13 protein-coding genes are annotated in these 15,046 nt (G+C 66.1%); 11 read left to right on the top strand and 2 right to left on the bottom strand.

The genetic code is table 11. From position 1 onward, the window contains the following. Window positions 1-130: 130 nt before the first annotated feature. A complete protein-coding gene (pdxY, locus tag ACNQQL_RS07205) occupies window positions 131-991 on the bottom strand; it encodes a pyridoxal kinase PdxY (protein ID WP_034183134.1) in 861 nt (286 codons plus the stop codon). Between the two features lie 173 nt (window positions 992-1,164). Here pdxY and ACNQQL_RS07200 point away from each other — a divergent pair, with 173 nt between their 5' ends. Then, window positions 1,165-2,226: an alpha/beta fold hydrolase gene (locus ACNQQL_RS07200; protein WP_072435965.1), complete on the top strand. Its 1,062-nt coding sequence runs from the start codon at window positions 1,165-1,167 to the stop codon at window positions 2,224-2,226. 20 nt (window positions 2,227-2,246) lie between these two features. Here the strand turns inward: ACNQQL_RS07200 and ACNQQL_RS07195 are convergent, their stop codons facing one another. Beyond that, complete coding sequence (locus tag ACNQQL_RS07195; RefSeq protein WP_072435964.1) at window positions 2,247-3,245, bottom strand: LLM class flavin-dependent oxidoreductase; 999 nt, start codon at window positions 3,243-3,245, stop codon at window positions 2,247-2,249. Between the two features lie 638 nt (window positions 3,246-3,883). On the opposite strand from ACNQQL_RS07195, the gene hpnI reads away from it, so the two are divergent. The 10 genes from hpnI (at window position 3,884) to ACNQQL_RS07145 (ending at window position 15,016) form a co-directional block, all read left to right on the top strand. Continuing rightward, window positions 3,884-5,059, top strand: a complete 1,176-nt coding sequence (hpnI, locus tag ACNQQL_RS07190) for a bacteriohopanetetrol glucosamine biosynthesis glycosyltransferase HpnI (RefSeq protein ID WP_347063706.1) — start codon at window positions 3,884-3,886, stop codon at window positions 5,057-5,059. 158 nt (window positions 5,060-5,217) lie between these two features. Next, window positions 5,218-6,639: a hopanoid biosynthesis associated radical SAM protein HpnJ gene (gene hpnJ / locus ACNQQL_RS07185; RefSeq protein ID WP_031400064.1), complete on the top strand. Its 1,422-nt coding sequence runs from the start codon at window positions 5,218-5,220 to the stop codon at window positions 6,637-6,639. A gap of 3 nt (window positions 6,640-6,642) precedes the next feature. Continuing rightward, window positions 6,643-7,527, top strand: coding sequence for a hopanoid biosynthesis-associated protein HpnK (hpnK, locus tag ACNQQL_RS07180; protein WP_347063705.1), 885 nt, complete (start codon window positions 6,643-6,645; stop codon window positions 7,525-7,527). Beyond that, complete coding sequence (locus ACNQQL_RS07175; RefSeq protein ID WP_072435961.1) at window positions 7,524-8,576, top strand: HpnL family protein; 1,053 nt, start codon at window positions 7,524-7,526, stop codon at window positions 8,574-8,576. The genes hpnK and ACNQQL_RS07175 overlap by 4 nt, the downstream gene beginning before the upstream one ends. A gap of 87 nt (window positions 8,577-8,663) precedes the next feature. Next, window positions 8,664-9,221, top strand: coding sequence for a hypothetical protein (locus ACNQQL_RS07170; RefSeq protein ID WP_072435960.1), 558 nt, complete (start codon window positions 8,664-8,666; stop codon window positions 9,219-9,221). Between the two features lie 270 nt (window positions 9,222-9,491). Further along, window positions 9,492-10,181, top strand: coding sequence for an ABC transporter permease (locus ACNQQL_RS07165; protein ID WP_006488734.1), 690 nt, complete (start codon window positions 9,492-9,494; stop codon window positions 10,179-10,181). After that, a complete protein-coding gene (locus ACNQQL_RS07160; RefSeq protein ID WP_204426048.1) occupies window positions 10,178-10,891 on the top strand; it encodes an ABC transporter permease in 714 nt (237 codons plus the stop codon). Before ACNQQL_RS07165 ends, ACNQQL_RS07160 begins: the two co-directional genes overlap by 4 nt. 21 nt (window positions 10,892-10,912) lie before the next feature. Then, window positions 10,913-11,713 carry an ABC transporter ATP-binding protein gene (locus tag ACNQQL_RS07155; RefSeq protein WP_175962334.1) on the top strand — a complete coding sequence of 267 codons (801 nt, stop codon included), beginning with the start codon at window positions 10,913-10,915 and terminating at the stop codon, window positions 11,711-11,713. A gap of 22 nt (window positions 11,714-11,735) precedes the next feature. Then, window positions 11,736-12,773 (top strand): GlxA family transcriptional regulator, encoded by a 1,038-nt coding sequence (locus ACNQQL_RS07150; protein WP_072435957.1) that lies wholly within the window; start codon window positions 11,736-11,738, stop codon window positions 12,771-12,773. Window positions 12,774-13,783: 1,010 nt separating this feature from the next. Further along, window positions 13,784-15,016 (top strand): aspartate aminotransferase family protein, encoded by a 1,233-nt coding sequence (locus ACNQQL_RS07145; protein ID WP_034183144.1) that lies wholly within the window; start codon window positions 13,784-13,786, stop codon window positions 15,014-15,016. The last annotated feature ends 30 nt before the right edge of the window (window positions 15,017-15,046 follow it).

Genomic DNA, 15,046 nt, shown 5'->3' with positions numbered 1-15,046 from the left:
CGTTTGCACATGCATCGGACCGGCATCGGGATGCGTATCGCCGGCGGTTATGGTGCAGCAGGAAAGCAGGAAAGCAGGAAAGCAGGGCGGCGCGCATGCGCGCCGGCGAAGCAGAGTCGGTGCGGGCGCGTCAGGCGTCCGTCACCCACGCGCCGAACCATTCGCTCGGGCGTGCGATCTCGTCCTGCGCGGCGACGAGTTCGAGTTCGTAGCGGCGCGCATCGTAGGTGGCCTTCACGACCGCGTGCACGGCCGCGAGCGTATGCTCGAACGCGGCGCGCACGGAGTCGCCGCGCAGCCGGCGCGCGACGAACACCGCGCTGGTGAGGTCGCCGACGCCGACCGGATGGCGCGGAAATGCGTATAACGGACGCTGGCCGATCCACGCTTCGGTTTCAGTGACCGCGAGCATGTTGAAGCGGTCGGCCGGGCTGTTGCGGTCGTGCAGGTGCTTGACAAGGATGATCTGCGGGCCGCGGCGGATCAGCGCGCGGCACGCGTCGACGGCTTCGGCGACGGTCTCGATGCGCCGCCCGACGAGCTTTTGCAGTTCGGTGTGGTTCGGCGACATGCCGTCCGCGAGCGCGGGCACCTCCTGGACCATGAATTCCTCGACGCCGGGCTCGGGCCGGATGCCGCCCGTCTGGCCCATTGCCGGATCGCAGAAGTACCACGCGTCCGGATTCATCGCCTTCACCGTGCGGACGATCTCGACTGCCGCGCGCGCCTGCGGCGGCGAGCCGAGGAAGCCGGACAGCACGGCGTCGCAGCGCTTGAGCGCGCCGATCGCGGCGATCCCGTCGACGAGCTGCTCCATCTTCGCGGCATCGATCGCGCTGCCGGCCCAGTGGCCGTACTGCATGTGGTTCGACAACTGGACGGTATTGAGCGGCCAGACGTTGACGCCGAGGCGCTGCATCGGGAACACGGCCGCACTGTTGCCGGCATGGCCGTAGATGACGTGCGACTGAATGCTGAGGACGTTTTTCATGGGAATCCGCCTGCAGGCGTTTCAGGGTCACGTCACACGATACCCGAGTTCGTCGCGCACGCGGAAGTCGCGCGGCCACCGAGTGTTGCGCGCCGTCGTCAGCCGACCGCGTAGAATCGCGGGGCGCGGCGCCGCCCGGCTGCCCGCGTGCGTTTCCAATCACCGTGACCGCCATGCCTTCGATTTGCAAGATGTTGTCCGTCGCGCGCGCCGCCCTGCTCGGCGCGGGCGTTGCCTTCGCATGCGCGAACGCCGCCGCCGAGGCCGCCCCGGTGCCCGCCGGCAACGACGGCCCGGCGTACGGCCCGCGCCTGGAAGGCTTCACCTACCCGGAACCCCTGCACCGCTACGCGTTCGTGTCGCAGCGTGAAACCCTCGAGATGATTTACATGGACGTGCAGCCGGCGCATCCGAACGGCCGCACCGTCGTGCTGCTGCACGGCAAGAACTTCTGCGCGGGGACCTGGGAAGACACGATCGGCGTGCTGAGCCGCGCCGGCTATCGCGTGATTGCGCCGGACCAGATCGGCTTCTGCAAGTCGTCGAAACCCGATCGCTACCAGTACAGCTTCCAGCAGCTCGCGCGCAACACGCACGCGCTGCTGGAATCGATCGGCGTGAAATCGGCGACGATCGTCGGCCACTCGACGGGCGGGATGCTCGCGATGCGCTACGCGCTGATGTACCCGAAGGCGACCGACCAGCTCGTGCTCGTGAACCCGATCGGCCTGGAGGACTGGAAGGCGCTCGGCGTGCCGCCGCTGTCGGTCGACTACTGGTATGCGCGCGAGTTGAAGACGACGGCCGACGGCATCCGCCGCTACGAGCAGAGCACGTACTACGCGGGCAAGTGGTCGCCGTCGTACGAGCGCTGGGTGCAGATGCTCGCCGGGATGTATCGCGGTGCCGGCCGCGACGCGGTCGCGTGGAACTCCGCGCTGATCTACGACATGATCCTCACGCAGCCGGTGGTCTACGAACTCGGCGCGATCCGCGTGCCGACGCTGCTCATGATCGGCGACAAGGACACGACCGCGATCGGCAAGGATGTCGCGCCGCCCGACGTGCACGCGAAGCTCGGCCGCTATCCGGAACTCGCGAAGCGCACGCAGGCGGCGATCCCCGGCGCGCAGTTAGTCGAATTCCCGGCGCTCGGTCACGCACCGCAGATCCAGGATCCGGACGCATTCCACAAGGCGCTGCTCGACGCTCTGGAGGCCGCGCACCCGCAGTGATGCGGGGCGCGCTCGCGCCGTCAGCGCGTTTCGTTCGCGAGTTCGTCGCGGATCTGCGCGGCCAGTTCGAACGAGCGCAGCCGCGCGGCGTGATCGTAGATCTGCGCGGTGACGATCAATTCGTCCGCCCCCGTCTGCGCGATGCGATCGCGCAGCTTGTCGCGCACCGTGTCGCGCGAGCCGACCGCCGCGAACGACAGCGAATGCGCGACGTTCGCGAGTTCGAGCTCGTTCGCCTCGAGCACGTCGACGGGCGGCGGCAGCTTGCCCGGCGTGCCGCGCCGCAGATTGATGAACTGCTGCTGCAGCGACGTGAACAGGCGCCGCGCCTCGTCGTCGGTATCGGCCGCGAACACGTTGACGCCGACCATCGCGTGCGGCTTCGGCCATGCGGCCGACGGCCGGTACTGCGCGCGGTAGATCTCGAGCGCGCGCATCAGGTAGTCCGGCGCGAAGTGCGACGCGAACGCGAACGGCAGCCCGAGCATCGCGGCGAGCTGCGCGCTGAACAGGCTCGAACCGAGCAGCCACACGGGCACGTCGAGCCCCGCGCCGGGCACCGCGCGCACGCGCTGGCCGGGCACCGGCTCCGCGAAGTAGCGCAGCAGCTCGGCGACGTCGTCCGGAAACGAGTCGGCGCTGCCGATCAGGTCACGGCGCAGCGCGCGCGAGGTGGTCTGGTCGGTGCCGGGCGCGCGGCCGAGGCCGAGATCGATGCGCCCCGGATACAGCGACGCGAGCGTGCCGAACTGCTCGGCGATCACGAGCGGCGCGTGGTTCGGCAGCATGATGCCGCCGGACCCGACGCGGATCGTCTTCGTGGCGCCCGCGACATGGCCGATCACGACGGCGGTCGCCGCGCTCGCGATGCCGGGCATGTTGTGATGCTCGGCGAGCCAGTAGCGCTGGTAGCCCCAGCGTTCCGCGTGCTGCGCGAGATCGACGGTGTTGCGGAAAGCCTGCGAGGCGTCGGCGCCGGCCGGAATGGGGGCGAGATCGAGTACGGAAAACGGAGTCATCGGGTGGCCTTCGAAAGGGGCGCGCGGTGATGCGCTTACGCAACAAATGCCAAGGATTTTGCCAAAGGGTTCCGGAACGTGCTGGGCGCGCGCCGATACCCATGCGCGTCGCAGGGACGCAGGGTCGCATCCGATGATTGTTGCAAAAATCAATCCAATCGTTGGTTAATTACCAATCTTTACGGCAATTGGACGTGAATCCGCATCGACCGACAAATTTGCACGAAACGTTTGATTTTCAAGACTGCAATACGCCTGCAAAGTGCTTACGCTAACGTAAACGCGGTTGCGCCTGAATGGTTCGCCGGCCGCCCAGCTTTGCTGAAATTGCACCAGTCCGTTTCTCGTAGTGCCGAGCGCGGGGTGCCGCAGGCTGATAAAATCCGGCGCCTGCCCATGTTGTGCCGATGGTAGCCATTCGAGTCTTCCCGCATGCCCGTCCGGGCGTCGCGCGGAGATGCGCCATACGAAGCCGGGCATGGCAACACCCGAAAACGGGTCGTGCCTCCCCCATATACAGACGCTGCTGGAACAAGGAGTCGGGTCGTGCCCGCGTTCGTCGCTGTCCGAATACCGCATCACGCTCAATCACGCTCAAGCGTTCGCCGTGGCGTTCAGGTCGCCGGGAGGCGTCGCGCATGACGCCGACCGCAACGCTGCTCGATTGGCTTCTGATCGCGTTCACGCTGGCCGCGGCCGGTTATGCGCTCGTCGCCGCGTTCGCGCCGCAGCCGCGCACGCCGCGCACGGCCGCGCGCGACGGCTACGAGCCGGTCAGCGTGCTCAAGCCGCTGTGCGGCGCGGAGCCGCACCTGTACGAAAACCTCGCGACCTTCTGCGAGCAGCGCCATCCGCGCCATGAAGTGCTGTTCGGCGTCGCGTCGGCGGCCGATCCGGCCATTGCCGTCGTCGAGCGGCTGCGTGCCGACTATCCCGAGTGCGACATCACGCTGGTGGTCGACTCGCGCGTGCACGGCAAGAACCTGAAGGTCAGCAACCTGATCAATCTCGCCGAGCGCGCGAAGTACGGCCGCATCGTGATCGCGGACAGCGACATCGCGGTGAAGCCCGATTATCTGGAGCGCGTGACGGCGCCGCTCGCCGACGTGTCGGTCGGCGTCGTCACGTGCTTGTATCATGCGCGCAGCGTCGGCGGGTTCTGGACGCGGATCGGCGCGCAGTTCGTCGACGCCTGGTTCGCGCCGTCGGTGCGGATCACGCACCTCGGCCGCTCGAGCCGCTTCGGCTTCGGCGCGACGCTCGCGCTGACGCGCGACACGCTCGACCGGATCGGCGGCTTTCTCGCGCTGAAGGACGAGCTGGCCGACGATTTCTGGCTCGCCGAGCTGCCGCGCCGCCTCGGGCGGCGCACCGTGCTGTCGGAGGTCGACGTCGCGACCGACGTGATCGAGCCGTCGTTCGGGCCGCTGTGGCACCGCGAGACGCGCTGGCTGCGTACGATCCGGTCGCTGAACCCGGCCGGCTTCGCGTTCCTGTTCATCACATTTACCGCGCCGTGGCTCGCGATTGGCGCGGCGCTCGCGCTGCGTCTCGACGGAACCTTCGCCGGCACGCTGGCGGGCGGGGCGGCCGCCGTCGGCGCATTCGGGCGGCTCGTGCTGCACGCGCGCGGCGAGGACGGCTGGCGCGCGTTCTGGCGCGACCTGCCGCTCGTCGCGGTGCGCGACACGCTGCTCGCGCTCGAGTGGCTCGCGGCGGTGTTCGGGACGCACGTCGTGTGGCGCGGCGCAAGGATGACGGTCGTCGGCGGCGAACGCGCGGCGGCGGCCGTGGAAGGGGTAGACGGCCGCTAGGGCCGCTCCCGGACGAACCCGGCCCGAGGGCCGAGACGCGCTGTGCGGCGATGCCGCGCGGCGCGACATGACAGAGAGGCGGGCGCCGGCAGGGCGGCCCGCGGTTTTTTGACTGAATCGTTGTATCGAAACGAACTATGCAGGCTACCGGAGCATTCATGAAAACGCTGTTCTTGCAGGCCCCTTCGTATGACGGCTTCGACGGCGGAGCCGGCTCGCGCTATCAGGCGAAGCGCGAAATCCGTTCCTTCTGGTATCCGACGTGGCTCGCGCAGCCGGCCGCGCTCGTGCCGGGCAGCCGCGTCGTCGACGCACCGGCCGACGGCCTGTCGGTCGAGGAGACGCTGAAGATCGCGAACGACTACGATCTCGTGATCATCCACACGAGCACGCCGTCGTTCCCGACCGACGCGATGTTCGCGCAGGATCTCAAGAAGATGAAGCCGTCGATGCTGGTCGGCATGGTGGGCGCGAAGGTGATGGTCGATCCGCACAACTCGCTCACGGCGAGCGAGGCAATCGACTTCGTGTGCCGCGAGGAATTCGACTACACCTGCAAGGAAATCGCCGAAGGCAAGCCGTTCCCCGAGATCAAGGGCTTGAGCTGGCGCGCGAAGGACGGCTCGATCGAGCACAACGAAGCGCGTCCGATCCTCGAGAACATGGACGAACTGCCGTTCGTCGCGCCCGTCTACAAGCGCGACCTGAAGATCGACAACTACTTCATCGGCTACCTGAACTACCCGTACGTGTCGATCTACACGGGCCGCGGCTGCAAGTCGCGCTGCACGTTCTGCCTGTGGCCGCAGACGGTCAGCGGCCATCGCTACCGCACGCGCTCGGTCGAGAACGTGCTCGCGGAAGCGAAATGGATCCGCGACAACATGCCGGAAGTGAAGGAACTGATGTTCGACGACGACACCTTCACCGACGACCTGCCGCGCGCCGAAGCCATCGCCATCGGTCTGGGCAAGCTCGGCATGACGTGGTCGTGCAACGCGAAGGCGAACGTGCCGTACAAGACGCTGAAGGTCATGAAGGAAAACGGCCTGCGCCTGCTGCTGGTCGGCTTCGAATCCGGCGACGACCAGATTCTCGTGAACATCAAGAAGGGCGTGCGCACGGATTTCGCGCGCCGCTTCAGCGCGGACTGCAAGAAGCTCGGCATCAAGATCCACGGCACCTTCATTCTCGGCCTGCCGGGCGAGACGCAGGAGACCATCAAGAAGACGATCGAGTACGCGAAGGAAATCAATCCGCACACGATCCAGGTCTCGCTCGCCGCGCCATACCCGGGCACGACGCTCTACAAGCAGGCCGTGGAAAACGGCTGGATGGAAGAGAACAAGACCATCAACCTGGTGAGCAAGGAAGGCGTGCAGCTCGCGGCGATCGGCTATGCGCACCTGTCGCGCGACGAGATCTATCACCACCTCGAGCAGTTCTATCGCCAGTTCTACTTCCGTCCGTCGAAGATCTGGGAGATCGTCCGCGAGATGCTGACGAGCTGGGACATGATGAAGCGCCGCCTGCGCGAGGGCGTCGAGTTCTTCCGCTTCCTGCGCGCGCACGAGGCCTGATTCGTGGCGACGCAGCGGGCGGCGCGGGCGCTGATCTTTACCGCGGACGACTTCGGGCTGCATCCGCGCGTCAACGCGGCGGTCGAGCGTGCGCATCGCGACGGCGTGCTGAACGCCGCGAGCCTGATGGTCGGTGCGCCCGCTGCGCAGGATGCGATCGAACGCGCGCGGCGGCTGCCGTCGCTCGCGGTCGGCCTGCACCTCGTCCTCGCGGACGGGCCGGCCACGCTGCCCGCGCATGACATTCCCGCGCTCGTCGGCTCCGACGGGCGGTTCGGCGACGCGATGGCGAAGGACGGCTGCCGCTTCTTCTTCCTGCCGCACGTGCGTGCGCAACTGCGCCGCGAGATCCGCGCGCAGTTCGACGCGTTCGCGGCGAGCGGCCTGCCGCTCGACCACGTGAACGCGCACAAGCATTTCCATCTGCATCCGACCGTGCTGTCGATGATCATCGAGATCGGCCGCGACTACGGGCTGCGTGCGGTGCGGCTGCCGTACGAGACGAGCGCGCCCGCGCTGCTCAAGCCGTGGATCGCGCTCGTGCGCGCACGGCTCGACCGCGCCGGGCTCGCGCACAACGACTACGTGGTCGGGATCGAACACACGGGCGCGATGGACGAGGCCGTGCTGCTCGACGCGCTCGCGACGCTGCCGCCGGGCGTCGGCGAGATCTACTGCCATCCGGCCGAGGCCGGCGACGGCCCGATCACGCCGACGATGGCCGGCTACCGTCCGGTGGACGAACTCGATGCGCTGCTGTCGCCGCGCGTCGCCGCCGCGCTGAAGGCGGCGGGCGTCGCGACCGGAGGCTTTGCCGACGTGTTCGGCCAGCGTGCGGCCAGGCGCGGCACGCACACGCCGCGCGCACCGGGAGCGCAGCCGTCATGACCAGGTGGATCAAGTGGCTCGGCTGGCCGATCGGCATCGGCATCCTGCTCGCGCTGGGGCTGCACGAAGGCATCGGCGACGTGTCGCAGATGCTCGCGCGCGCCGGTTACGCGCTGCTGTGGCTCGTGCCGTTCCATGCGCTGCCGCTGCTGCTCGATGCGTATGCATGGCACCTGCTGCTCGACCGGCGCAGCTCGCTGCCGTTCCTGTGGTGGATCGCGACCGTGCGCGAGGCCGTGAACCGGCTGCTGCCGGTGGTCGGGATCGGCGGCGAACTCGTCGGCATCCGGCTCGCGCGCTGGCAGGTGCCCGACGCGAGCCGCGTGACGGCGTCGGTGATCGTCGAGGTGCTCGTGACGATCGTCGTCCAGTATGCATTCGCGGCGCTCGGCCTCGTGCTGCTGCTTTCGACGACGCACGACATGGGCGGCGGCACGATCGGCCTCGCGTTGCTGCTGACGCTGCCGTTGCCCGTGCTCGGCGTCGTGCTGATGCGGCGCGGCGGCATCTTCCACGCGATCGAGCGTTTCGCGGGCCGCCTGCTCGGCGATTCGCACCGGCTGCTGCAGGGCGTCGACGGCCGCCGGCTCGACGCCGACATCGACGGGCTGATGTCGCGCACGGGCCTGCTGTTCAGCGCGTTCTTCTGGCAACTGGCCGGCTATGTGCTCGGCGCGCTCGAGATCTACTGGGCGCTCGCGCTGCTCGGCCATCCGGTGTCGATCGGCGGTGCGATCGCGATCGAGGCGATGACGCAGGCCGTGCGGCATGCGGCGTTCATGGTGCCGGGCGGCCTCGGCGTGCAGGAGGCGACCGTCGTGCTGCTCGCGCAGATGTTCGGCGTCGATCGCGAGACGGCGCTGTCGCTCGCGCTGGTCAAGCGCGGCCGCGAGGTGCTGTTCGGCTGCGTGGCGCTCGGTTCGTGGCAGCTCGCCGAACTCGTGCGCACGCGCCGCCGCATCAACGACGCGCCGCCGGCCGGGCCGCGCGGGCCGCATCCGGCGAGCCGCACGCCCGAGACCGAAGCCGAAACCGAAACGACGCATTGAACACGAGACGGGCCGCGTGCCCGTCTCGCGCTTTTGGCGTCGTGCGGGTATGCTTGCCGCGTGTTTTCTCGACGCGCATTTCTTCCGATGATTTTCCGTTTCCGGCTGCTTCCCGTGACGATGCTGGCCGCCGCGCTGGCGCTGACCGGCTGCGACGACAAGCAAGGTAACCTCGACGTGCAACGCATCCGGGACTTCTTCAACGCGATCAAGCCCGCGCCGCTGCTGCTGAAGGGGCTGAAGATCGGCGAATCGACCGAGGCCGACGTGCGCGGCACGATGGGCAAGCCCGAGACCGAGCGCGTGTTCACCGACGGCTCGAAGCGTCTCGAATATCCGCGCGGCCCGATGGGCAACCAGACGTGGTTCGTCGATCTCGATGCGAGCGGCCGTTACACGGGCGCGACGCAGGTGCTGACCGCAGAGAATTTCGCGAAGGTGCGCCCCGGGATGAACGAGGACGAGGTGCGGCGCCTGCTCGGCAAGCCCGGCGACATCGCGCAGTATCCGCTGAAGCCCGAGACGGTCTGGAGCTGGCGTTGGCTCGAGGACGGCGTCAACACCGACGCATTCTTCAACGTCCATTTCGGCCCGGACGGGCTTGTCTATACGACTTCGCGCTCCGACATCCTGAAGGGGCGGTGAGCCGGCCCGCGTTCGGCGCTATATCGAAAAAGCGACCGGAAAATTGCAAAAAGTCCGCTTCCCTGCGTGTCATCCGACTGTCAGGAAGCGGCTTTTTTCCTTTTGAAACAGCGGCGTAGGCCGGGGTTGCAAATGGCGGGACGGGTTGCTGCACTGCAGCAATCGCGCGCAAGGTGATTTGAGACAAACAATTTCGCTTGCGACTATCCGCGTCAGCCCGGCGCGGGACAGGCATTCGCGTCGGCATCCATTCCAACTCTGGAGACGCGCGTGTTCCTTTACGGCTTTGGTCCTGTCCTCTGGGCCGGCACCGTGCAGACCATCGAACTGTCGGTGCTGTCGCTCGCCACTGCGGTGGCGCTGGGGCTGATCGGCGCGGTGGCGAAGCTGTCGCACAACCGGGTGCTGCGAGCGATCGCGACCGGTTATACGACGCTGATCCGCTCGGTGCCCGATCTTGTGCTGATGCTGCTGCTGTTCTACAGCATCCAGATCTGGCTGAACCAGTTCACCGACCTCGTCGGCTGGAACCAGATCGACATCGATCCGTTCGTGGCCGGCGTGCTGACGCTCGGCTTCATCTACGGCGCGTACTTCACCGAGACGTTTCGCGGTGCGTTCCTGTCGGTGCCGCGCGGCCAGCTCGAAGCCGGTGCCGCATACGGGATGAGCGGCGCGCGCGTGTTCGCGCGGATCATGTTTCCTCAGATGATGCGCTTTGCGCTGCCCGGGATCGGGAACAACTGGCAGGTGCTCGTGAAGGCGACCGCGCTGGTGTCGATCATCGGTCTCGCGGACGTCGTGAAGGCCGCGCAGGACGCCGGCAAGAGCACGTTCAACATGTTCTTCTTCATCCTCGTTGCGGCGCTGATCTACCTCGCGATCACGACCGTTTCCAACCTCGTGCTGATCCAGCTCGAGAAGCGTTATTCCATGGGCGTGCGGCACGCAGAACTATGATCGAGATCCTCCAGGAATTCGGCAAGGCGTTCCTTTTCTGGGACGGCCAGCGCCTCTCCGGCCTTGCAGTGACGCTGTGGCTGCTCGTCGCGTCGATTTCGCTCGGCTTCGTGTGCGCGGTGCCGCTCGCGGTCGCGCGCGTATCGAAGAAGAAGTGGGTGTCGATGCCCGTGCGGTTCTACACGTATGTGTTCCGCGGCACGCCGCTCTACGTGCAGTTGCTGCTGATGTACACGGGCATGTACAGCCTCGAGTTCGTGCGTTCGCATTCGCTGCTCGACGCGTTTTTCCGCAGCGGCTTCAACTGCGCGATTCTCGCGTTCGCGCTGAACACCTGCGCGTACACGACCGAGATCTTCGCGGGGGCGATCCGCGCGATTCCGCACGGCGAGGTCGAGGCTGCGCGGGCGTACGGGATGACGCCGTTCACGATGTACCGCCGCGTGATCCTGCCGTCGGCGCTGCGTCGCGCGCTGCCGCTGTACAGCAACGAGGTGATCCTGATGCTGCACGCGACGACCGTCGCGTTCACGGCGACCGTGCCCGACATCCTGAAGGTCGCGCGCGACGCGAATTCCGCGACCTACATGGCGTTCCAGTCGTTCGGAATCGCCGCGCTGATCTATCTTGCGGTATCTTTCGCACTCGTCGCGGCGTTTCGCCGTGCGGAGCGCCACTGGCTCGCGTATCTCGCGGCCGGCCGTCATTGATTTCACTTCGAGGAGAGCCAGATGGCCGAGATCACTCAAACGAGCGCTTCCGCTTCCACCAAGCTTGCGGCGGTCGACATCCACAAGCGCTATGGCGACAACGAGGTGCTCAAGGGCGTGTCGCTGAACGCAAAGGCCGGTGACGTCATCAGCATCATCGGCGCGAGCGGTTCGGGCAAGAGCACGTTCCTGCGCTGCATCAATTTCCTCGAGCGGCCGAATGCGGGGCAGATCGTCGTCGACGGCGAGACCGTCCGCACGAAGACCGACCGCACCGGTGCGCTCGAAGTCGCCGATCACAAGCAGCTTCAGCGTATCCGCACGAAGCTCGCGATGGTGTTCCAGCACTTCAATCTGTGGGCGCACATGAACGTGCTCGAGAACGTGATGGAAGCGCCCGTACACGTGCTCGGCATCCCGAAGAAGGAAGCCGAGGATCGCGCGCGCGCGTATCTCGAGAAGGTCGGCCTCGCACCGCGCGTCGAGAAGCAGTATCCGTCGCACCTGTCGGGCGGCCAGCAGCAGCGCGTCGCGATCGCGCGTGCGCTCGCGATGCATCCGGACGTGATGCTGTTCGACGAGCCGACGTCTGCGCTCGACCCGGAGCTGGTGGGCGAAGTGCTGAAGGTGATGCAGAAGCTCGCCGAGGAAGGCCGCACGATGATCGTCGTCACGCACGAGATGGGCTTTGCGCGCAACGTGTCGAATCATGTGATGTTCCTGCATCAGGGGCGGACCGAGGAAGAGGGCGATCCGAAGGAAGTGCTGGTGCGCCCGCAGAGCGAGCGTCTCAAGCAGTTCCTGTCGGGCAGCCTCAAGTAACGCGACAGGGCAGGTTTCATACGTGGTACCGGTGTCCCGTCCCGCAGGCGCCACCCGCACGACGCAGGTGGTGATCGTTGCATTGCCGCCCGTGTCAATGTCGGGCGTGGGCCCGATCGTCGATGCGCTGAATCTTGCGAACGAGATCGACGGGCGGCTGCTGTATCGCTGGCAGGTATGTTCGTGGGACGGGCGGCCCGTGCCGCTCGCGGGCGGCGCGCAATGGCATGCCGATGCGGCGTTCAACGATGCGATCGCGTGCGACTGGCTGATCGTCGTGACCGAGCGGTTTCAGCAGTTTGCCGATTACCGGCTGTTTCTCGCGAGTCTCGCGCGCGTCGGGCAGCGTACGCCGCTCGTGACCGGCATTCATCACGGCGTGTGGTGGCTCGCGATGGCCGGGCAGCTTTCCGGTTATCGCGTGAGCGTGAACTGGGAGACGTATCAACAGTTTGCCGAGCAGTTCGAGCGGTCGATCGTCACGCAGCAGATCTTCGAGATCGATCGGGACCGCGCGACGTGCGCGGGCGGGCAGGCTACCGTGGATTTCATGCTGGCGATGATCGGCCGGGAACATGGGCCCGATCTCGGCGAGCGGATTGCCGATGCGCTTGGTGCGGGGACGTTGAGGAGTGGCGAGGAACGTCAGCGGATTCCTTTCGTTACCGCGCCCGGCGAGCGGCATCCGCGGTTGAACGATGCTTTGCTGTTGATGGAAGCCAATGTCGAGGATCCTTTGACTACCGATGAGATCGCCGAATTGGTCGGCGTTTCGCGCCGACAGTTAGAGCGGTTGTTTCGGCAGTATCTTGGGGCGATGCCCTCGAAGTATTACCTCAATCTCCGGTTGCTCAAGGCAAGGACGCAGTTGCAGCGCACGAGCAAATCGGTCGTGCAGGTCAGTCTCGCCTGTGGGTTTTCTTCTGCTGCGCATTTTTCCAATGCCTATCGCGAAAGGTTCGGGGTGACGCCTCGGGAAGATCGGCGAGCGTGGCTCGAGAAGCAGACCGGGAGTGAGCCTCGCGGGGGCGCGTTGGTCGAGCGAGGGGGGAAGGATTGATTCGTGGTTTCGTGGGTTGCTTGCGGTTGTCGTGAAGCACCTGTGATCGTGTCGGTCTATTAGTGTCGCCCCTGCGCGGGGCGGCGGTTACTTTTCTTTGTCTTGCCAAAGAAAAGTAACCAAAAGAAAGGCGCTGCGAGAACGCAAGACCTCCCGGTGCCGTGGTCATCAGAGTGGCCGCCGCCTAAGTGTCCGCGCCAGTCAGGAGACCGGAGTGGTTCGAGCAATGGTTCTGACGCGCCGCACCACCCAACGGAGCGGTATACCGCCCGCTAGCTCCATCCTCGCTTCGCTCGGCTGCAAGGTACTTCAGGTCGTGCGGCTTGCGCTCATGTGCTTCCAACCGCAACGCATCGCCGGGTCGAGCATTCTCACTATTCACATCTTCGTGCGACCAGGCCGGTTGCCAGCTACCAGCGCTGGCTCCACTGCCTTGGGCGGGCGCGAGTTTCGGTGTTCGTTGAGTGCGTCCCTCTTTTTCTGCAGTGAGAGGTGCGGACCACGTGCGTATCGGGTTTGGGGTGGTATTTCGATTGTTCTGCTCGAGGGATGCGTACCTGTCGGCCGAGCGAAGCGAGGGCGGAGCTTGCGGGCGGTATACCGCTCTGTTGGGTGGCGAGTGGTGTCAGAACCATTGCTCGAACCACTCCGGTCTCCTGACTGGCGCGGACACTTAGGCGGCGGCCACTTTGTTGGCCACGGCACCGGGAAGTCATGCGTTTTCTGAGCGCCTTTCTTTTGGTTACTTTTCTTTGGCAAGACAAAGAAAAGTAACCGCCGCCCCGCGCAGGGGCGACGCTAATAGACCGACACGATCACAGGTGCTTCACGAAAACCGCAGGCCGACCACCCAAAAGCCGCAACCAAAAACACCAACCCCCGCCGGGAGCGCAAAATAAAGCGAACTATCCGCTTCCGATAGAACCCGTCGCAATTCCGCAAGACGCTTGCGTCACCCTTACCTAAACTTGATCCTGTTGAACCCTCTTACGAAACCGAAAGGAACGACCATGACGACCTCGACCGTGACCCGCCAGACATTCGACGAAGTGATGGTGCCGGTATTTTCCCCCGCCCCGTTCGTGCCGGATCGCGCAGAGGGCTCCCGCGTGTGGGACACGGCCGGCCGCGAGTACGTGGATTTCGCGTGCGGCATCGCGGTGACGTCGCTCGGCCACGGCCACCCGGAACTGCTGAAGGTCCTGGACGAACAAGGCCGCAAGCTCTGGCACATCGGCAACGGCTACACGAACGAACCGGTGCTGCGCCTCGCGAAACGCCTCGAATCGCTGACCTTCGCCGATCGCGCATTCTTCGCGAACTCGGGCGCGGAAGCGAACGAAGCCGCACTGAAGCTCGCACGCCGCGTCGCATTCGATCGCCACGGCGCCGACAAATTCGAAATCATCTCGTTCGTTCAGTCGTTCCACGGCCGCACGTTCTTCACGGTCAGCGTCGGCGGCCAGCCGAAGTACTCGGAAGGCTTCGGCCCCGTGCCGGCCGGCATCAAGCACCTGCCGTACAACGACATCGAAGCCGCGAAGGCGGCGATCGGCCCGCAAACCTGCGCGGTGATCGTCGAGCCCGTGCAGGGCGAAGGCGGCGTGATCCCGGCCGATCCGGCCTTCCTGAAGGCGCTGCGCGAAGCGTGCGACGCCAACAACGCACTGCTGATCTTCGATGAAGTGCAAACGGGCGTCGGCCGCACGGGCCAGTTCTACGCATACATGGACACGGGCGTCACGCCGGATATCCTGACGACCGCCAAGGCGCTCGGCAACGGATTCCCGATCGGCGCGATGCTGACGACGAACGAACTGGCCGCGCACTTCAAGGTCGGCGTGCACGGCACGACGTACGGCGGCAACCCGCTCGCATCGGCGATCGCCGACAAGGTCGTCGAACTGATCGGCGATCCGGCACTGCTCGAAGGCGTGCGCGAACGCAGCGTGCGCCTGAAGGGCGCGCTCGAACGCATCAACGCGCGCTTCGGCATCTTCAAGGACATCCGCGGCAAGGGCCTGCTCGTCGGCGCGGAGCTCACCGCCGCGTTCGATGGCCGCGCGAAGGACTTCGTCAACGCCGCAGCGGAGAACGGCCTGATCATGCTGATCGCCGGCCCGAACGTGCTGCGCTTCGTCCCGTCGCTGGTGATCCCGTTCGATCTGCTCGACGAAGGCGTCAAGCGCTTCGAGAAGGCGGTCGAACAAGTGCTCGCCGCGCAGGAAGCCACCGCGCGCTGATCGGCGCACCCATCGCAGACAGGAACGACG

Source organism: Burkholderia sp. LFS061 (assembly GCF_047978125.1).
Lineage (GTDB): Bacteria > Pseudomonadota > Gammaproteobacteria > Burkholderiales > Burkholderiaceae > Burkholderia > Burkholderia pyrrocinia_C.
Note: the sequence above shows the minus strand (reverse complement) of the source record. Positions and strands in the feature narration are given on the sequence as shown.